Source organism: Fulvivirga lutimaris, from assembly GCF_009711525.1.
Lineage (GTDB): Bacteria > Bacteroidota > Bacteroidia > Cytophagales > Cyclobacteriaceae > Fulvivirga > Fulvivirga lutimaris.
The window spans coordinates 12,024-32,087 of sequence record NZ_SMLV01000406.1 but is presented as its reverse complement, the minus strand read 5'-3'; the positions used below and the strand labels follow the sequence as shown (position 1 = coordinate 32,087).

The 20,064-nt window shown below is 37.3% G+C and carries 15 protein-coding genes; 1 reads left to right on the top strand and 14 read right to left on the bottom strand.

Annotation, left to right across the window (positions count from 1 at the left end; translation table 11 throughout):
- Together E1140_RS14505 and E1140_RS14500 are read right to left on the bottom strand one after the other, a co-directional pair.
- On the bottom strand, positions 1 to 1,060 hold a 1,060-nt coding region (locus E1140_RS14505; RefSeq protein WP_185153604.1), incomplete at its 3' end, for a patatin-like phospholipase family protein.
- An 81-nt stretch (positions 1,061 to 1,141) separates the two neighbouring features.
- On the bottom strand, positions 1,142 to 2,434 hold the full coding sequence (locus tag E1140_RS14500) for a peptidoglycan DD-metalloendopeptidase family protein (protein ID WP_155185247.1): 1,293 nt from the start codon (positions 2,432 to 2,434) through the stop codon (positions 1,142 to 1,144).
- A gap of 170 nt (positions 2,435 to 2,604) precedes the next feature.
- Here E1140_RS14500 and E1140_RS14495 point away from each other — a divergent pair, with 170 nt between their 5' ends.
- Positions 2,605 to 3,390, top strand: coding sequence for an SDR family oxidoreductase (locus tag E1140_RS14495; RefSeq protein ID WP_155185244.1), 786 nt, complete (start codon positions 2,605 to 2,607; stop codon positions 3,388 to 3,390).
- On the opposite strand, the gene E1140_RS14490 is transcribed toward E1140_RS14495, so the two are convergent.
- From E1140_RS14490 to E1140_RS14435, 12 genes are all read right to left on the bottom strand, one after another.
- Complete coding sequence (locus E1140_RS14490) at positions 3,382 to 5,481, bottom strand: protein-disulfide reductase DsbD family protein (RefSeq protein WP_155185241.1); 2,100 nt, start codon at positions 5,479 to 5,481, stop codon at positions 3,382 to 3,384. The two genes, E1140_RS14495 and E1140_RS14490, sit on opposite strands and share 9 nt — an antisense overlap.
- The gene (locus tag E1140_RS14485; protein WP_185153603.1) at positions 5,481 to 6,704 is read right to left on the bottom strand and encodes a DUF3570 domain-containing protein; all 1,224 of its coding nucleotides are present in this window, start codon (positions 6,702 to 6,704) and stop codon (positions 5,481 to 5,483) included. The genes E1140_RS14490 and E1140_RS14485 overlap by 1 nt, the downstream gene beginning before the upstream one ends.
- A 23-nt stretch (positions 6,705 to 6,727) precedes the next feature.
- Positions 6,728 to 6,949, bottom strand: coding sequence for a DUF4266 domain-containing protein (locus E1140_RS14480; protein WP_155185235.1), 222 nt, complete (start codon positions 6,947 to 6,949; stop codon positions 6,728 to 6,730).
- Positions 6,936 to 7,946, bottom strand: coding sequence for an FAD:protein FMN transferase (locus E1140_RS14475; RefSeq protein WP_246202951.1), 1,011 nt, complete (start codon positions 7,944 to 7,946; stop codon positions 6,936 to 6,938). Before E1140_RS14475 ends, E1140_RS14480 begins: the two co-directional genes overlap by 14 nt.
- 43 nt (positions 7,947 to 7,989) lie before the next feature.
- A complete protein-coding gene (locus E1140_RS14470; RefSeq protein ID WP_155185229.1) occupies positions 7,990 to 8,436 on the bottom strand; it encodes a thioredoxin family protein in 447 nt (148 codons plus the stop codon).
- 220 nt (positions 8,437 to 8,656) lie between these two features.
- Complete coding sequence (locus tag E1140_RS14465) at positions 8,657 to 9,556, bottom strand: efflux RND transporter periplasmic adaptor subunit (protein ID WP_155185227.1); 900 nt, start codon at positions 9,554 to 9,556, stop codon at positions 8,657 to 8,659.
- Between the two features lie 5 nt (positions 9,557 to 9,561).
- Complete coding sequence (locus E1140_RS14460) at positions 9,562 to 13,893, bottom strand: CusA/CzcA family heavy metal efflux RND transporter (protein WP_155185225.1); 4,332 nt, start codon at positions 13,891 to 13,893, stop codon at positions 9,562 to 9,564.
- A gap of 43 nt (positions 13,894 to 13,936) precedes the next feature.
- The gene (locus E1140_RS14455) at positions 13,937 to 14,308 is read right to left on the bottom strand and encodes a hypothetical protein (RefSeq protein WP_155185223.1); all 372 of its coding nucleotides are present in this window, start codon (positions 14,306 to 14,308) and stop codon (positions 13,937 to 13,939) included.
- Positions 14,309 to 14,572: 264 nt separating this feature from the next.
- Entirely contained in the window at positions 14,573 to 15,937 is a 1,365-nt protein-coding gene (locus tag E1140_RS14450) for a dipeptidase (RefSeq protein ID WP_155185221.1), read from the bottom strand.
- Positions 15,938 to 15,995: 58 nt separating this feature from the next.
- Positions 15,996 to 17,903, bottom strand: coding sequence for a PAS domain-containing sensor histidine kinase (locus tag E1140_RS14445; RefSeq protein WP_155185219.1), 1,908 nt, complete (start codon positions 17,901 to 17,903; stop codon positions 15,996 to 15,998).
- 51 nt (positions 17,904 to 17,954) lie between these two features.
- Positions 17,955 to 19,055 (bottom strand): acyloxyacyl hydrolase, encoded by a 1,101-nt coding sequence (locus E1140_RS14440; protein WP_155185217.1) that lies wholly within the window; start codon positions 19,053 to 19,055, stop codon positions 17,955 to 17,957.
- Between the two features lie 2 nt (positions 19,056 to 19,057).
- Positions 19,058 to 20,064: aminotransferase class V-fold PLP-dependent enzyme (locus E1140_RS14435; protein WP_185153602.1), on the bottom strand; the 1,007-nt coding region annotated here is incomplete at its 5' end.

The window sequence follows — 20,064 nt, the reverse complement described above, 5'->3', positions numbered from 1 at the left end:
TTATGTATTGCCTTTGCTTTGAGTTATAACCATGAAAGTTGATTTCTGAGAATTTTAAAGGAGTGCCTTTTTTCAGAAATTTTTCACGATTTAATTCACGACTCAGAGCTGATTGTCTCCTATTAATTTTTGCTTTTATGCTATCCATGTTTTTCATGGTGGCATTGTAGCCGCTGTCTATAAGATTCTTTGCTTCGGCAAAATCAAAGGCGGTGTATTCTGATAGGTTAGGCTCTATATATACGCCATTGTCGGGAATTACTTCTGGGTCTGACTTATCAATTAACATGAACAAAAGTGAATTATTCACTAGTTTGTCATCATTTTCATACGGATATTCATTAAAGACTTTGGATGAAACATTGGACCCTATAATCATATCAGGTTCGAAATCCCTAATGGCAACATCAACGGGAAAATTATTGTAGATGCCACCATCAAAAAGATACTTGTTGTCAATTTTTATTGGCTTATAGAAGAATGGGACTGACAGCGTGGTACGTAACGCTAATGGAAGACTGGCATTTTTTAAGACTACTTCATTTTGGGTAAAGATATCTGCTGCAATAATTCTGGCTGGCACAAACAAACTATCAAAATTATTGTTGGCTATAGCCGATGCTCTGGAAAGGTATTCTGGTAACGCAAAGTTTAGTGTGACATCACTAGCTAGGCTGCTGTTGAAACTTGCATTAAAAATAGAATCAAGGGATAATTGAATGGTGAGGAAGGAAGAGTTAGACTTGTCTTTATAAAGGTAGTAGTTGTAACCTTTCTCGAAAACACCATTTACCCAATCTTGAAACTGAGGCGATAGCATTATGCCTTCAATTTGCTTTGCAGAATATCCGGCAGCGTAACAACCGGCTACTACTCCTCCCATAGAAGTGCCTACTACATAGTCGATGGGGATGTCATTTTCTTCTAAAGCTTTAATTACCCCAACATGCGCTAGACCTTTAGCGCCACCACCACTCATTACAAGTGCTACTTTTTGACTAAAGCCAAGGCTGGTAATAAGCCCAAAAATTAATGTGATTAATATTTTTTGCAGGTGCATATTGAGAACCAATAACTGTTTAAAGCTAAACAAAAAAGGCAAGACAAAATTGCCTCGCCTTTGCTATTTTGACAGCTTTATTTACTTAACACTTGCGAAAACGGTTGCGTTCTCTTCAGGGAAATTTATCATTTCCAGTTGGTTAAGCATTTGGTTCTTTTTAAGATTAAAAGCCAAAGCATTTTCTTTCTTTATTGGTGCTGAAGGTGGCAGGTCTACTTTCAATGCATCAATCTGAACACCATTCTTCCAGAAACGATAGCACAAGTGATTGCCTGTTGCTAAACCTGTGCTTCCAACATAACCTATAATATCGCCTTGCCTAACTTTCATGCCCGGCCTAATACCTGACTTAATACCTGACATATGAAGATACTGGGTAGTGTAAGTGGCGTTATGTTTTACCTTTACATAATTTCCATTATACTTCTGATATCGTGCTTCCAGCACAATTCCATCACCAACAGATCGGATAGGAGTACCTCTGGGAGCCGCAAAGTCAGTTCCGCGGTGCGCTTTGTATCTTTTCTGTACAGGGTGGTACCTGTTACCGGAATAGCGAGAGCTAATTCTTGTAAAATCTAATGGGTATTTCAATAGTGCTTTTCTCAAGCTATTGCCATTTTCATCAAAGTAATCTATGCCGTCACCTTGATCGTAATGAAAACCATAAAAATCATTACCAAAGTGCTCAAAATAGATTGATTTAATTTTTCCACTGCCAATAGATTGGCCTTCTACCAAATGATCTTCATAGATCAACTTGAATTTATCTCCTTTCTGAAGCCTGAAGAAGTCTATCTGCCATGCAAAAACATCTACAAAGTCATTTGTCAATTGTGGAGACAGGCCAAGCTCCTGCATAGTAACTGAAAGGTTTGATTCGATAATGCCTGCAACCCCTTTTTCAACAATTTGTATTTCCTTTTGCTTCTTTTCAACGGAAATAGAATCTCTCAAATTGAAAACCACATATTCTGTTGAGTTGTGTTCGTAGACAAAAGCTTTGGCAGTTTTAAGCGAATCGCGCTCGCAAATAAGCGTATACTTTTTATTGGCTACTAGCTTCCTTACATCAAATACTTCCTTGGAAATTTTAGCTAATTGGTAAATAGCTTCATTTGTTACATTATGAGGAAGGAGTATCTCTGCTATGTTTTGATTTCTTTTGATTTTATCTTCAATAATTACCAATGAATCCACCACCATACCATAAAGCATTTTTGGCTCAGGCTTGATCAGTGAAGCTGAATCAATGCTTGTAGTTTTTGGTGTTTCAGATACTTCAACACTATGGTTAAAATATGGGAGCGTAAAATAAATGATAGCAGAAAAAGCTATCAAAAGAATAAAAGGGATATTCTTTTTTGACATGATGTTGGTTAGTTTAAAAAATGGCTTTACCCCATTTCGGGGGCAAAGAAGTATAATAATTCGATAATTATAGTGATTAAGTAAGAAAAATGCTAAGATTAGCACCTAAATTAATAGTTTGATCTAACTACTAGTAGCTAACTTCCTGATAATATAGCACTTAAATACTTATGAAAATTGGAATAATAGGCTGTGGCTGGCTCGGTTTGTCCTTAGGAAATGAACTAGCTGAGGATGGGCACCATCTTATAGGTACGACCACACAACAGAGTAAGTTTAGTGATATTGAAGAAGCTGGAATAAAGCCCTTTCTGTTTCAGCTAGGTGATGAATTACCCGCAGAGTTTTTGGAAATGGATCTGGTCATATTTACCATACCCCCAAGAATCAAGGAATATATTGCTGAATTAGAGAAAATAAAACTGCAATTATTGAAAAGTAAGCCTTGGCTGATATATATCAGTTCAACTTCTGTTTATCCTGATAAAAATGATACAGTGGTCGAACAGGATGCAGAAATTATTAAGTCGTCACATTCGGGGATTGCGCTGCTTGAAGCAGAGCAGGTATTTGATGTTTCAGAATTTGAGACTACTATTTTGAGATTTGGAGGATTGTATTCAAGTGACAGGCACCCTGGAAGATTTTTAGCTGGAAAGCAAGGTTTAACTGGTGCTTCAAATCCAGTCAATCTTATTCATCGTGATGATTGTATTGGTATAATAAAAACAATAGTATCTCAACAGATTAAAGAAGAAGTATTTAATGCATGCTCACCGTATCACCCAGAAAGAGAGGCATATTATAGTCTGGCTGCCAGTAAGTTAGGTTTGGAAAAACCTTCATTCAGTAATAAAAAGGCCAATTTCAAAAAAGTTGACTCGAGTAAACTTATTGAAAAGTTAAATTACACATTCAAATATCCTAACCCCTTGACTGCCTTAGACTTAATATAAGGATTTGTATTTTTGGATTCCTTCATCCAAAAATTTGATGAAATTGTTGACATCCTTATCATACGCCACTGGACTAACCATCACTTTTTCATCAGCCCCTAGTAGAATATAAAAGGGCTGAGCATTATTGTTGAGCCTTCTTATTTGTAGGTCAGCATTTTGTTTTCCTATGGTCTTCTTTACTTTATTATCATAGGTCGAGGTGTACCATTGCTCTTCCGGCAGTTCGGTTTTGTCATCTACATATAGAGCAACCACAACATAGTCTTCTTTAAGTCTTCTTAATACTTCTGGATTTGACCAAACCACCGCTTCCATTTCACGACAGTTAGTGCAGCCATGACCAGTAAAATCAATAAAAAGAGGTTTCTTTTGAGCTCTGGCACATGCTAATGCCTGGTCGTAATCGAAATATCCCTGAATGCCATGGGGTAGGTGGAGAAAGTCTCCGTACGCAGGTTCTTCACATATTTCATATTTATCGTCACTGTATTGATCAGAAAAAATATTGAAATCATGAGTATACATAGGTGGCAAATAACCAGCCAATGCCTTAAGTGGAGCGCCCCATAAACCTGGAATTAAATAGATAACAAAAGTGAACGTGCCTATAGCCATTAATAGCCTTGGTACGGATATAACTTCTAATGGGCTATCATGAGGCAGCCTGATTTTGCCTAAGAGATAGAAGCCCATGAGTGTAAAAATCACAACCCAGATGGCTATATTGATGTCTCTATCCAGTATACCCCAATGGAAGGCCTGATCTGCGATGCTTAAAAATTTAAATGCCAGAGCAAGTTCGACAAAGCCAAGCACCACTTTTACGGAATTTAGCCAGCCGCCAGATTTTGGAAGGTTACTCAACCAACCTGGGAAAATAGCGAATAAGGTAAATGGAATAGCAAAAGCCAATGAAAAGGCAAACATTCCTAATATTGGTTTGAGAAATTCGCCTCCGGCTGAACTCACAAGGATGCTACCAACAATGGGCCCAGTACACGAAAAAGAAACTAAAACCAAAGTGAAAGCCATAAAGAAAATACCTATTAGACCTCCCTTATCAGCTTTTCTATCAATGCTATTGACCACTGAACTAGGCAGGGTTATATCAAACAAACCAAAGAAGGAAATAGCAAAAACTACAAATACTGTAAAGAATATCAAGTTGGGCAACCATTCAGTAGAAAGGTGGTTAGCGGTTTCTGGTCCCATAATAGGAGCAATGGCCGAGCCAATAATGGTATATATAGCAATAATGGATAATCCGTAAATAATAGCCTGACCTTTGTTTTTTCCTTGTCCGGTAAAGAAGCTTACCGTCATTGGTATTAATGGGAATACGCATGGAGTTAATAGTGCCGCTAAACCTGCTACAAAGGCAAAAATCATAAACCAAATAAGAGACTTATCTCGTTCAGATTTAATAACTAAATCAGGATCGAGTATTGGCCCCTGATTTTCTGTTTTGGAATAATCAATACTTGGTTTCTCAATAGTTTTTGCTGTATCAACCTCGACTGCCTCTGGCATAATCACAGACTCCGTGGCTTGTGTTATTACTTCTTCCTTCTTTTCAGTTACAGGCTGTTCAACAGTTGTAGATTTTGATAAGACTTTAATAGCATCAAATTCGAAGTCATAATCAAAAGGAATACACTTGCCGTCAATATCTGAGCAAACCTGAAATTCATAGTTTCCAGCAATATTTAGGTTCTCAGATAGAACTTTGATGGTCTGTTTGAAAATGCCTTTCTTTTTAAATATTTTGACATTACATTCAAAAATGTCATCGAACTTCTCAATAGGATCAATTGCTCTTAATCCTCCAATCAATTCGTAAGAGTCATCTTCTTCGAAAGTAAATGTAGTAACCATAGGCCCGCAGTCGGGGTCAAAATCTGAAGAGTATAAATACCAGTCATGATCTATTGTGGCCGTAAAAATTAAGTCGAGCTGATCACCAACGTTTACCTCTTTTTTACTGGTTGTATGCTCCCATTTAGATGGTTCAAGTACCTGCGAATATGTTGCTTGAACAGTAAGTAGAACAATAAGAGCAACAACGGCTGATTGAAAATATTTTTTCATTAGAATGTAAAGGTCAAGTTAAAAGTAAGAGAATAGGCATCTAAATCACCACCTCCCGGATCATTTTTATTGTTGCCTTCTCTAACGTAGTTGGCATATCTTACTTCAAGACTTTTAAATTTAGTAATTCTTGAAGTTTTGCCACTAAAAGGCCCTTTGAATCGTGCCAAACCATAGAGTGGAGAGAATTTGAAACCAAAACCTAGCGCAGAAGAATTAATGGCAGAGAGATCGTAGTCTGAAGAGTAATATTCATCGGTTAATTCATGCTGGCCAAAAGGTTTAAAATATTCTGAAGCCGTTTGTGTGTGGTAGCGGTAGAAGGGGTAAACGGTTAAACTACTTACCAGTTTAATTGGGGTTTCTAACTCAAAAGTATTGGCAGTAATTCCAAAATCATCATAGTAGTATCTATAATATCCTCTTAAGATAATTAAGTCATTTAGGTAGTAATTAAGCCGAATTCCCAATGGGATTTTGAATCTTGAATCTGGTAGTTTTTCTGTTCTTCTAGTTTTTAAGGGGTCATTAAAAGCAAATCCATCATTAAAATATACTCTATGAAATGGTGTTGCCAATCTCCCTGTTTGGTAAACCAATTCTGATGAAATGGAGGTTTGCAGTCTTTTATTTATCACTTGAGAAAGTGTAGCAGTAAGATTGAAAGACTGTCTGTTCTTATTATTGTCAAGCCCTTGAGTGCCTCTAAGTTCAGTAGGGAAAATCAATTGCCAAGTGTCAATATAAGCAGTACCACTAAGACCCAGCTCTCTGTTTTCATCTTTTGACGATTTGGCCCATGCATAACCGAGGGAAAATGAAGTGTAATCATATTCTACTGATATGCCAGCCTTGTAGCTGTAAGTTTCCTTTTTGAAGTTATTTTTCTTCTGATAGGTGAGGTTGGCATAGCTACGTGTATCTGAGCTGGAGGCTGTTGACAGGTTGATGTTCTGAAAATTCGGATCATCAATTCTATCTGTGCTAGCTGATGAATATTTATCGAAACCAAAGTAGCCAATGAAGGTTTTGGTAGTATCTAAAGGAATATTTACTATTAGCGAAGGAGCAATATTGCTCAACTCTTCCGTACCTATACCACCAGTTACTGCGGCATTACTTCCATCTTGTTCGTAATAGTTAAACAAGAAGTTTATTTCGGATTCCTCTAATTTTTTAAAAGTCTCACCATCTTGTGCCTTCAGAAGTGTGACAGTGCTCATTAGTAAAATGAGGCTCAATACTCTTAATTGCATCCGCATCCTCCTCCAGTTTTACCTCCGTTGGCTCCGGAAGCACCTTCTCTGTAAGCTTCAAAATTTGTTTCGAAAACAGCCACTTTCCTTGCATTGAGCTCCATGTTTTCGTCATTAAGATATACCTTTTGATAAGCTGCCACTGAAACACAGCTTTGACTGGTAACGGCCACCCCAATAATCAGGAGTATAAACCAACTAATTCTTTTCATTACCGATAGTTAATGTATGATTTATAGTTTCTTCAAACATATTATTTTCATAATAGTTCAACTTCAAATTGTCACTGGTTGAGATGTTATCATTGTCATCTACCAGAAGTACTTCAACTCCTTTGAGCTGATTTATAAGGCTTAAGCCTTTTTCTTTTCCTAAAATAAAAGTGCTGGTGGCCAGAGCATCTGCCAACTCAGCATCCGGACAAATTATAGTTACACTTTTTAAACCCCTAACCGGATATCCTGTAATTGGGTCAATAATGTGGGAGTATCTTTGGCCATCAATGTCAATAAACTTCTCATAATTTCCTGAAGTCACTACAGCCATTTGCCCCACGGTGATCCAGGCCAAAACATGAGTTTTGTTTTTAGGGTCTGCGATACCTATACTCCAGTCATTACCATTGGCTTCTTTTCCCCAGGTAATTAAATCTCCACCGGCATTCACTATCCCACTTTTAATGCCTAATTCCAGCATTATTTTTCTGCCCTTGTTGGCGGCATATCCCTTACCAATGGCACCAAACCCAATCTTCATTCCATTATTCTTAAGGAAAACAGTTTGATTTTCTTCATCAAGAATAATGTCGTGATAATTGATTTTCGATACAGAAGCTTTTATTTCTTCTTCAGTAGGGAGCTTGGTAACTGACCCATCAAACTTCCATATTTTGTCCATTGAGGCATATGAAATGTCAAAGGCACCGTTGGTAAGCGCAGAGATTTTTTTAGATCTTTTAATTAGTTCGAAAAGCTCTTTGTCTACTTTCACAGCTTCTACGCCAGCCATTTTATTTACAAGGCTAGTTTGTGAATTAGGGTCCCAAGAGCTGATTAATTTTTCTATTCTGGTTATTTCCTCAATAGCCGCTTCTATTCCCTGATTCGCCAAATTAATATCCTCATCAATGGCTGTAAGCTCAAATCTTGACCCCATTAATAGCAATACCTTCTTCTGACTCTGAAGTTGAGCCGAAGCTAAGTATGGCATTAACATGGTAATTAACAGTGCAGAGAACCTGAGCATTTATATTTTATAATACAGAGTCCAAGTATTCGATAAAGTGTTCTGCGCCACCTTTCTGATAGCCAGTTTTTGCAATTACTTCTCCATTTGCATCAACCAAAACTACCAAGGGGAACTCTCCAGTCTTGTTATATTTCGCTGCCAGACTCTCATTATGCTTAGTTTGCTCATCACTCAATCTGTTTTTTTTCAATCTTGGGAAATCCAATAATAACAAGACTAGGTTATCATGGGCATATTTTTCAAATTCAGGAGTTTCAAATACTTCCCTTGTCAACATTATGCAAGGCTTGCACCAATCAGACCCTGCAAAGCTTAAAAGCACAGGTTTATTTTCTTCCTTGGCTTTTGTAATGGCTGCCTCATAGTCTGTTAACCAAATTTTACTTTCTTCTTCCTCAGAGGAAGAAAATAGAAGAGAGAAGGCAAATAAAGATGTAATCAAAAGTTTCATAATAGAGATTATTTATACAGCCAATTGGCTTGTTAAGTTTAGACGGGTTAAAATGTTAAAACGTCAATATCAATTTGAAATTTTTTTAACATATGAAACATTTTAACGCTAAGTAAACGCATTCGTATTGCTAAATATTCAATTAAATATGTGCTATTTTCATGATTTTGATCATAAATGCGCTTTTCTAAAACCCGTACATTATATTTATTTAATCATTTCATTTTGTAAAAATTTCCGCCTCAACAAACATTCCGGGCATGAGCTGTAATGAATCTATTGAGGATTCAATATGTGCATGTATTCCTGCTGTGCGTTTTTCTGCATGTATTATGCTATTAATTAAATGCACTGAAGCATTCAGTTGAACACTGCTATATTCCGGAGCCATAAATGTGATGGGCTGCCCCTTTTTTATCTTAGCAATATCGCGCTCATATACTTCCAGTTCCAGATGCAAATGATCTGTGTTTACGATTTCAACAGCAGGAGTTTTCTCGTCTAAATACTGTCCTGTACTAATATTAATCATCGAGATCATTCCACCTATGGGGGCATAGATATTTACAGTAGGAGAAAAGACCCCTTGTTCTAATTTGTTGATGTTAATATTCAAAAGCTTCATTTGTTCCTTTAAGGCTTGATATTTTGATTTTGCGGTCCGATAATCAGCCTCCACTTTGCTGAAACTTTTTCCTGAAGCAATATTCTCATTAACTAACTCTTTTTGCCTATTGTAATCACTTTGCATGAACTCTATGTTTTCTTTAGCCATTAAATATTCCTGCTGCATATTAAGATAGTCAGGGTTTGTTAGTGAAAACAGATAATCTCCCTTTTTTACGGATTGCCCATTTAGTAAGGATAATGATCGAACATAGCCTCCATAATAGGCGCTAATTATTGCTTTGTTTTCAGGTGGAACTTCTATATAACCTCTTACTTGAATTGAGTTATTTTCAACACGCTCCTCTGGTGCAACATTTTCTTTTGAATTATCAATTGCTTCCGTTTTTGATTCGTTAACTTGATCATTATTATCAAGTTGATTTTGTGCCTGTTCACAGCTTATAAGAAATGCTGTTAGACTGAATAGTATTATTATATTAAGTGATTTCATTTCGATTAATTCGTTAAATAGTTAATTGAAAGTATTGTCATGTTATAATCTAGGAGGGCATCAATTCTGCCTGTTCTAATTTCAATGACTCGTTCTAAAATCTGAATGTATTGTAGATAGTCAATCTCACCTTTTAGGTAGGATATTTCTGCCGTTTTATTCAGTCTTTCTGCCAATTCATTTCCTGTATTTTCGTAATATTCCAGCGATTGTTTGTCACTTTCTAATTTGGCCAATAGCCTTTTCTTTTTAGCCATTAATTTTATGTTTAGATCTTCCTTTTCTTTGCTTATAATTTCTGATCTAATTTTTGACTGGGATACTCTGGCTTTTTGAGCACTATAGAAAAGAGGAATACCTATGCCCACTCTAAATCCTGAATATATGTCGGACATCGGAGCGCTGTTGGTGCCTCTGAAATATTCAAAATTGAAATCAGGTAGAAACCTGGCCTGTTGCCATTTTATTTCTTGCCTTATTACCTTTTCCTGCTGATTATAAACTATTAATTGAGGGTTATTAACTGAATCAACCAGCTCTAAAGGAAGTTTTTTAAGTGATTTGTCTGCCACTAAAAAGATTTCACGTGATTGAACCTGAGCATATAATGATTCATATGCACCTTTAAGCTGTTGCTTAATTTCATTTAATTTTAAATTCACCTGATGCTGTTTACTTTGTGCCGTCAGACTTTCAAGTGCGTTAGATTCGCCTAGTTCATACTTTCTTTCAGCCGCTTTTCTAAACTCAGAATATATGGTATCCAGCTGTTGGTACTCATCCAGCAAGTCAGTGAAATAGACTACTGTCATATATGATCTTGAAACACGGTCTTCTAACTTGTAGAGAGCAAGACTGTATTGCTGCACTTCCAAATTTGTTTTTGCCTTGTTTAACTTTAGCTTGTTGGAAAATACAGTCGGGAATTCGAAAGATTGCTGAACGCCCCATACTCGTAATGGCTCACCGTTAGGTGCAATGTTATTTTCATCGTAACTATAGTAAGCATCTGTTTTATTAATCTCATATGCAGTATGCTCGAGTGCCTTTTGTTCGTTCACTCGCAATGACGCACCTTGGGTGCCAGCGTTGTGCTCTTTAGCCAATTTGATGGCTTCTTCCATTGAGTATATTTTTTGCTGTGCTTGAGAATTACTTGTAATCGTTAACATCATGACAACAAGTATTACCATCGAAATTGGCTTTGAAACCTTTACTAAATTGGCCTTGAAAAACATGCGATAAAGGGCTGGTAAAACAAATAAGGTAAGGAGCGTAGCCGTTATGAGTCCGCCAATTACGACTGTTGCCAGTGGACGCTGTACTTCTGCTCCAGCTGAGGTAGATATAGCCATTGGCAAAAAGCCGAGTGCCGCGGCACTTGCAGTTAGTAGCACTGGTCGTAATCTGGAGAGCGTCCCATGAATAATCAGCTCATCAATAGATTGATATTTGCCGTTTTGATGTAACTCTTTATAATGCTCTATTAGCACAATTCCATTAAGCACAGCAATACCAAATAATGCTATAAATCCAACTCCTGCAGAGATACTGAAAGGAATATCTCTGATCCATAAAAACAAAACGCCACCAACAGCAGCTAAAGGAATAGCTGTATAGATTAACAAGGCATCTTTTAAGGACTTGAAAGCAAAGTGTAATAGAATAAATATTAAAAACAATGCCACAGGAACCGCAATGTATAATCGCTTTCTTGCACTTTGTAAATTTTCAAATTGCCCGCCATATTCAACATAATACCCGGGAGGGAGTTCAATATTTTGTTCGATAATCTTTGATACATCATCCACCACTGACTCCAAATCCCGACCTCGAACGTTCACACTTACTACAATCCTTCTTTTTGCATTGTCGCGTGAGATTTTTGCCGGACCAGTTGTATAGGTAATATCGGCCAGCTGGTCTAATGGAACCTGCTGCCCACTAACCGTGGTAACAAATGAGTTTTTAAGATTATGAATATCCTTGCGATGGTTTTTATCATATCTAACAACTAAATCAAATTTTCTTTCACCTTCATAGATGCTGCCTGCTACCTTACCAGCAAAACCGGCACTAACTACTTGGTTTACATCACTAATATTGAGGCCATATTTTGCTATTCGATCCCGATTATACTTAACCAGCATTTGAGGAAGACCATCAATTTTTTCCACGATAATATCTGAAGCCCCATCTACATTTAAAATGATATTTTTGACGGCATCACCTTTGGCAGCCAGTGTATCCAGGTTTTCACCAAATATTTTAATTGCCAAGTCCGCCCTCACACCTGTTATCAGTTCATTAAAGCGCATTTCTATAGGTTGAGTAAATTCATAATCCACCCCTTCAATTTCAGTCATCAGCGCTGTTTTTATTTTATTAGCCAATTGGTCTTTCGTTGAGGCTGCTTCCCATTCTGTAGGTGGCTTTAGGGTTATGATAACATCTGTTTCCTCCATAGACATTGGATCTGTTGGCACTTCTGCCGCACCTATACGTGTTACGACTTGCTCCACTTCATCAAACTTCCCAACGATGCGTTCAATTTTAGTAATCGTTTTGATAGTTTCACTAAGTGAAGTTCCTGAGGGAAGTACTGGCTGTATCACAAAATCACCTTCATCAAGCGTTGGCACAAATTCTCCACCCAGTCTGGAAAAAAGTAACCCTACCAAAACCAAAATAACCCCTGCAACTGCCACCACTGCTTTTCTTGCTTTCAGAGCATTCTCTAATAAGGGCTTGTAAATTTTCTTCAATGATTCGATGAGACGAGTTGAAAAACCAAATGTCTTACCAGAAGGCTTTAAAAACATTGCCGAAGCAACCGGCACATATGTAAAGCACAAAAGCATAGCCCCTACTAATGCAAAGCAAAAGGTCAGAGCCATAGGTTTGAACATTTTGCCTTCCACATTAGAAAGTGAGAGAATTGGAATAAAAACTATGAGTATAATCAATTGCCCAAATACTGCAGAATGCATCATTCTGGAAGCCCCTTCCTGAACTACTTTATCTATTTGAAGTTTTCTGTCGGCCTTTGTTAATGATTGCAGCTCTATACTTCTGGAGGTTATTTGAAAAGCAATAAACTCTACAATGATAACAGCACCATCGATGATAATCCCGAAATCAATGGCTCCAAGACTCATCAGGTTGGCGTCAACACCAAATATATACATACAAGACAGAGCAAAAAGCAAAGAAAGTGGAATTACCGAAGCTATAACAAGCCCTGTTCTCAAGTTTCCCAATAATAAAACCACAACAAAAATAACAATCAGGCAACCGAGAATTAAATTTTCAGCAATGGTGAAAGTTGTCTTGGCAATTAAGCCGCTTCGTTCTAGAAACGGGTTTATGGAAACACCTGGTGGTAAATTCTGCTGAATTTGCTCAATTCGTTCTTTCACAGCCTCAATTACAGCCTTGGAATTGGCGTCTTTTAGCATCATTACCTGACCCAATACCTTTTCCCCTTCCCCGTTACCCGTTACTGCTCCAAAGCGAGTAGCATGTCCAAGTCCCACTTCGGCTATATCCTTTATGTAAACAGGGATTCCATTCCTTTGAGTGACTACTATGTTTTTAATATCCTCAATATTCTTGGTTAACCCTTCCCCACGAATAAAGTAGGCCTGACCTCCTTTTTCAATGTATCCACCACCTGCTATATCGTTATTGGTTTGCAAAGCAGTGTAAATACTATGTATATCTAGGTTTAGGCTTCTTAATCTTAGCGGGTTTATTTGTACTTCGTATTGTTTTAAAAAACCACCCCAGGTATTTATTTCAACTACCCCTTTAACACCAGACAATTGACGTTTAATCACCCAATCCTGCAATGTTCGAAGATCCATTGTAGTGTATTTATCTTTATAGGCAGGGTCAACTTCCAATACATACTGATATATTTCGCCTAGGCCTGTGGTGATAGGCCCCATCTGGGGAACCCCAAAACCATCCGGGATTTTTTCTGCTGCTGATTTCAGTTTTTCAGCAATCAATTGGCGCGGTAAGTATGTCCCCATATCATCATCAAAAACAACTGTAACCACTGAAAGACCAAATTTTGAGATGGATCTGAGTTCTTTTACACCGGAAATATTCACCAGTTCCATTTCAATCTGGCTGGTGATAAACTGCTCCACATCTTGTGTAGAAAGGTCTCTGGATGTTGTAATAACCTGTACCTGATTGTTGGTAACGTCAGGCACTGCCCCGATAGGTATTTTTAGCAATGAAAAGCTGCCAAAGACTATAAGGGCCAGTACAAATAGAAGTACTATTAACTTATTGGCCAGACTTAGGCCAATGATTTTATTTAGCATGTGATTAAGAATTTAAGCTTAAATGAATCGACTAATGGTGAGATTAGGATAGCGTGGGTGGACCACGAAAGCTTAAATTGGGAATGTAAAAATCTGCAGGTAATGAAACTCTATACTCAGGCCAGGACTCGGTTAAATCAGTAGAAATGTTAGCAATCGAATAGAGTTCTGTGGTGATAGTCGCAATTCCAAAATCTATATTTTCAGAGCTTGCGACTTGATATTCTTCCAAATGATTCTCGCGTTCATCAATTTCAAAGGCATGTTTGATAAAACCAAAAAAATCAATTTCATGCTGGCAGCTTTGTATATACAAGTTGCCGTCATTCATTTCTACATGCTTATGCTGAACAAGCGTGTGCAGCATGAGAAGCATGACTGGAATGGTGAGAAATATTTTAGATAATCGCTTCAATGTGTTAAATGTACAAATCAAAAACTTCTAAAAAACTGATTTTCATCAGAATAGATACAATAGCATTATAAAATAAGTTCAATTTAACAACAAATACTATTCTATTTCTTCAGTGGCATTATTTGCAATCTCGATAGAAGTTAATTTAAAATAAATCAAAATGAATTAAATGCAGCAAGAGTTAATATTTACTCTTAGTTCGATAGTGATTTAAATAAAAAAAGCCCGCATAAAACGGGCTCTTATATTAGGTATTAATATATGTTAGTGCTTGTTAGCGTAATGTTTGTAAAATAAGGTTATCGTTTCAATACCCTTCATAAAGTTAGTCACCCCATAATGCTCATTTGGAGAGTGAATAGCATCAGAATCTAATCCAAAGCCCATTAGTACGGTATCAAGTCCTAACTCATCTTTAAATAAAGATACAATTGGGATACTACCACCATCTCTTGTAGGAATTGGAGCCTTACCCCAAGCTTCAACAAAAGCATCGCTGGCTGCTGCATAAGCTACAGAGTCAGTAGGAGTAACTGCCGGCTCGCCACCATGGTGTGGGGTTACTTTTACTTTAATAGAATCTGGAGCGATTGATTTAAAATGATTGGTGAATAATTCCGTGATTTCATCACTTACTTGATTAGGAACAAGACGCATAGAGATTTTAGCATATGCTTTTGACGGAAGTACCGTTTTAGCGCCCTCTCCAGTATAGCCTCCCCAAATTCCATTTACATCTAAAGTTGGTCTGATACCAGCTCTTTCAAGGGTAGTGTATCCATCTTCACCTTCAACCTCATTGATATTCAAATCTTTCTTGTATTCGTCAAGATCAAATGGAGCACTGTTTAATGCTTTTCTTTCATCTGCTGTAAGCTCAACTACTTTATCATAAAACCCTGGGATGGTAATTTTGTTGTTTTCATCCTTTAATGAAGCAATCATTTTGCATAGCTCATTTATTGGATTAGCCACAGCTCCACCATAAACTCCAGAATGAAGATCTCTATTTGGTCCAGTCACTTCTACCTGCATATAGCTCAAGCCTCTTAGACCTACAGTGATAGAAGGTGTATCTAATGATATCATTGAGGTATCAGAGATAAGGATAATATCTGCTGCTAACTTTTCCTTATTGTTCTTTACAAATATTCCTAGATTGTCGGAGCCAACTTCTTCTTCACCTTCAATCATGAATTTGACATTGGTGGCTAGTGAGTTGGTCTTCATCATTGTTTCGAATGCCTTAACATGCATGTACATTTGGCCTTTGTCATCACAAGCGCCTCTTGCGTAGATTTTGTCATCTTTGATCACAGGCTCAAATGCTGGAGAATCCCACAACTCTAACGGGTCAGCAGGCTGAACATCATAATGACCGTAAACCAAAACAGTTGGTAGTTTTGGGTCAATAATCTTCTCGCCATAAACGATGGGATATCCTGCAGTTTCACAAATTTCTACATTGTCAGCACCAGCTGAAACGAGGCTGTTTTTAACAAATTCGGCTGTTTTTAAAACATCATTTTTGTAAGCAGGATCCGCGCTAACTGATGGCAACCTAAGTAGGTCGAATAATTCGTCAAGGAATTTTTGCTTATTGTCTTTTATGTAATCGATTGAGCTCATGGATTTGATGTGTTTTTGAAAGTTGACAAAGGTAGTGCGATTAGCTTAAAACGACAACTTAGCTATTGGTTCCATTGGGCAATGAAATATTAAAGGTAGTACCCTCTTTGAACTTACTTGAGATAGTAACCGTCCCTTCAAGCTTATCTACCGATTGCTTAACAATATACATCCCCAAGCCAGAACCTTGCGATAATTCAGTAGCCCGGTAAAACATGTCAAATATTTTGGGTAAATGCTCTTCTTCAATGCCTATGCCATTATCAGAAATAGTTATTTTGAGCTCTTTTGTTGAAGTAATGATATCAATATTCAAATATGGCTCAGGCTTTGAGTCATCCATGTACTTAAAAGCGTTGGAAATAATATTGCTAAGGATAATCTTCAGCTTCAATTTGTCTGTTTTTATTGAGCTATTGCCTTTGATGCTAATGTTGGTCTTAACCTTGTTATAGGTTTCTAAAAATGCCAAATCCTTTAAACATGAGTCTATAATTTCCTTGATGTCTATCTCTTCCAGAGTGACATCAACGCGGCTGGCCTTGGCGTAATTTAGCATTGACCGAACAAAGTCGTCTAGTCTATGAATGCTAAATCCAATTTGCTCTATATATTCTGACTTATCGGTTGTCTCAGTATCCATTTTAGCTACATTGACCAGACCAAGAATAGAGCTTAATGGAGATCTTAAATCATGAGAGGTTTTATATACTAATTGGTCAAGCTCAAAATTCCTATCAGACAGCTCTTTCATGGCTTTATTGAGCTCTTCTTCTCTTTCTGCCAAGGCTTTATTCTGTTGAGTTAGTGTTTCGTTAAGCTCCACTAGTTTCTGCTCTGCAATCTTTAGTTCATTAATATTTCTTACCGCTCCATCGAAATATTCATTTCCCTGACTATCTACTATCAAATAGCTGCTCATTAAACCCCAAAATGTCTCTCCATTCTTTCTTTTAAACTCTACTTCTTTATTTCTAATGGATTTCTTTTCAGTGAGCTCCTTGATGATATTCCTTCTAGTATTAAGGTGTCGGTATAGTTCTTTAATATCGGTTTCTAATACCTCCTTTGGAGATGAGTATCCAAACATTTCTGCAAAGGCAGAGTTTACATATATCATTCCTGTGTCTATTGAACTTCGGTATAGCCCTTCTTTTATATTTCTATTGATTGAGCTAAGAAATTCTTCACTATGGCGCAGCTTCTCTTCTGCAATTTTCTGTTGGGTGATATCACGTATGGCACCATCAAAATACGTATGGCCATCCGGTGTTTCTAATTTGGTACTCGTTATTAGTCCCCAAAATGTTGAATTATCTTTTTTACGGAACTCAACTTCCATGTTTGTTATTGAACCCTTTGAATGAAGTTCATCCCTTATATGATTTCTAATTACAGGATCAATGTACAATGAGCTCAATGGAACCGCATTCAGTTCTTCCTTCGACTCAAAACCAAAAATATCTAAAAAGGCTTGATTTACATATTCAAAGGATTGATCGGGTATGCTTCTATAGATAGCCTCTTTAATATTTTGATTTATACTTTCAAGAAGTGTCTTGCTTTCAAGAAGTTTATCTTCGGCATATTTTTGATCTGTTATGTCCCGAAAGTTTGATATAATTCCACCAACTTCTGGCTCATGCAAAAAATTGGAAAGTGTAGTCTCGGTCCAGATAAAATGACCTTTCTTATGCTTAAGTCTTTGTTTGAAAGTGATGCTTTTACCAGGTGTTTGAAGTACTTGCCCAAAGATCATTATGGTTTCTTCAATCTCATCGGGATGCACAAAATCAGTTCCTGACATACCAATTACCTCTCTATCTTCAAAGCCTCCTACATTCCTTACTGATGCTGATGCATAAATAATTACCCCCAGATTATTGTACAGTACAATCCCCTCATGAGCCTTTGCCATAAGGGCTCGGTATCTTTTGTCTGAAGCACTAGGGTCAAGCGAATCCATTAATGTACAAAATAACGAATTATTTGGTTATCAGGGAGTTTAATACATATTTCAAAAGGCCACGCCTACTCCAAACTCAATCATATCAGCAGTTCGTCCGTGTGCCTTCAGGGTCATTTGAGAAAACAAATGCTCATTGAAGTTATATAATAAACCATAACGTTGGTACCATCCTGGATAAAATGCCTGAGGTTTATAAACATAAATAGCTCCCTGAACTATCACTGAGATTTTACTGATTAGCAACTCTGTCCCAATAGTAACTGCGGCTTGTATATTTGCATCATCCAGCACTTCATCCTCAGCCAAATTACTTTTCTGTCGGTGAACTACATTGGCATTGTCTATTGATCTCTGATCGTATTTGGTAGCATCCAGACCAACCAATATCCTATTATATTTTGAGACTTGTCTGCCAGCGTATACTGCAAAACTATAAGCCTTTTGTTTTACATCTTCCTGCCAAACCTCTCTCCACGAGATAGTGGCACGTGCTGCAATTCTTATTTTTCGACTATAGTCAATTTGAATATCCTGCTTTGCAGGCATTGGTTTAGGGTGTGGCAGATATCTTACACCAAAGCCAACCATTGGATAATTCATGCCATTATTTGGCATATTTAGCTTTCCGTTTGAATAATGCCTGAAAGCCAAATTGGCATTAAAAAACCATTTTTCGTTTAGTTGAAATTCTTTGTGTATTGTGCCACGCATTACATAGCTGATCTTGCTACTAATGGCTTTATTTTCACTGTTTTGAACAGCATCAAATCTTTCAGAACTATAGACTATGCCTGTGCCTATGTTCAATCTCCATTTATGTTTTTTCTTTGAGGATGTCATGTCCAGGTAGGTCGTTAGAGAGGTTATCCAACCTAACTCATCCGGCACACCATAGTTTACATAAGAAGCGGCTATTCCCCACTGTGGAAGGCCATACAGATGGTGCCATGTTTTGCTTCCATCAGCAATTTTATTGGCATACAATTCAATACCATGAAGGTTTGTATACTCGAGCTGCTTCATGTTCTTTTTATATTTTAGCACTCCTCCATAATATGGGTTAGTACCAAAAGACCATGAATGACCAGCATCCTGAGCCAAACTAAGATTAGAAATAGTTAGTAGACAAAAGAGAATGGAAAATCTCATTATTACTTATGCAGCTGCTTAATTAAGCTCACAAAAGTATCAATTTCTTCTTTTGTATTGTAGTAATGAATTGATGAACGAAGCACAGCATCTAGTTTTCTGTTCTCCATATCAATACGGGTTCCGCTAAGTGTTGGAGTTACAGTATTGATTTTATTTTCTGTGAAGTATTTTTTCATCTCTAAAGGAGTAAATTTTGAAGAGGTGAAAGTCACTATTCCGCTCTTTAACTTACCAATATCCTGCACTGTTATTTCATTAAACTTAGACAGTTCATCTCTAAGGTAGGTGGCCACCTCAGTTACTCTATTCCAAATTCTATCAATACCAATTTCATTAATTTGCTTAGCAGCTATCATTAACCCAATTTTTGCTGCGATGTTCGACTCCCAGGTTTCAAACTTTTTTGCGCTATTGCGCTGTTGAAAACTATTTATTGAATTCCATTCTGCAGAGTGTAAATCCAGATTCAAGGGTGTAATCTCATTGAGCCTCCTTTTATTGGCATAAAGAAAACCTGTTCCTCTTGGGCCTCTAAGGTATTTTCGTCCAGTTGAGGATAGAAAATCGCAACCAATCTTTTTTACGTCTAATGGATACTGCCCAGCAGATTGACAGGCATCAAGTAGATAAAAAATATTGTATTCTTTGGCAATTTCTCCAATTCTTTCAGCAGGGTTCACCAATCCTCCATTGGTTGGCATATGAGTAATGGAAATGAGTTTGGTTTTGCTAGAAACCAGTGTTTTCAGTGCTTCAACATCTGTTTCTCCAAAATCATTGGCTGGTATAACCACGGTTTTTGTTCCATATCGTTGCTCAGCCTGAAGGTGAGCAATATAGTTGCTGGCATAAGATGTATGGTCACAAATTATCTCATCACCGATTTTAAAGTCTATTGAAAAGAAAGCCCGCACCCAAGCTACCGTGGCACTTTCTGTGTAAGCTATTTCTTCTGGTTCGGCATTTAATAGTTGCGCTATTTCAGTATAAAAGGCGTTGATACTCG

Excerpts from the sequence above, each read along its gene's own strand:
- E1140_RS14500 (WP_155185247.1), bottom strand. The coding sequence starts at position 2,434 with ATGTCAAAAAAGAATATCCCTTTTATTCTTTTGATAGCTTTTTCTGCT.
- E1140_RS14495 (WP_155185244.1), top strand. The coding sequence starts at position 2,605 with ATGAAAATTGGAATAATAGGCTGTGGCTGGCTCGGTTTGTCCTTAGGA.
- E1140_RS14490 (WP_155185241.1), bottom strand. The coding sequence starts at position 5,481 with ATGAAAAAATATTTTCAATCAGCCGTTGTTGCTCTTATTGTTCTACTT.
- E1140_RS14485 (WP_185153603.1), bottom strand. The coding sequence starts at position 6,704 with ATGAGCACTGTCACACTTCTGAAGGCACAAGATGGTGAGACTTTTAAA.
- E1140_RS14480 (WP_155185235.1), bottom strand. The coding sequence starts at position 6,949 with ATGAAAAGAATTAGTTGGTTTATACTCCTGATTATTGGGGTGGCCGTT.
- E1140_RS14475 (WP_246202951.1), bottom strand. The coding sequence starts at position 7,946 with ATGCCATACTTAGCTTCGGCTCAACTTCAGAGTCAGAAGAAGGTATTG.
- E1140_RS14470 (WP_155185229.1), bottom strand. The coding sequence starts at position 8,436 with ATGAAACTTTTGATTACATCTTTATTTGCCTTCTCTCTTCTATTTTCT.
- E1140_RS14465 (WP_155185227.1), bottom strand. The coding sequence starts at position 9,556 with ATGAAATCACTTAATATAATAATACTATTCAGTCTAACAGCATTTCTT.
- E1140_RS14460 (WP_155185225.1), bottom strand. The coding sequence starts at position 13,893 with ATGCTAAATAAAATCATTGGCCTAAGTCTGGCCAATAAGTTAATAGTA.
- E1140_RS14450 (WP_155185221.1), bottom strand. The coding sequence starts at position 15,937 with ATGAGCTCAATCGATTACATAAAAGACAATAAGCAAAAATTCCTTGAC.
- E1140_RS14445 (WP_155185219.1), bottom strand. The coding sequence starts at position 17,903 with ATGGATTCGCTTGACCCTAGTGCTTCAGACAAAAGATACCGAGCCCTT.
- E1140_RS14440 (WP_155185217.1), bottom strand. The coding sequence starts at position 19,055 with ATGAGATTTTCCATTCTCTTTTGTCTACTAACTATTTCTAATCTTAGT.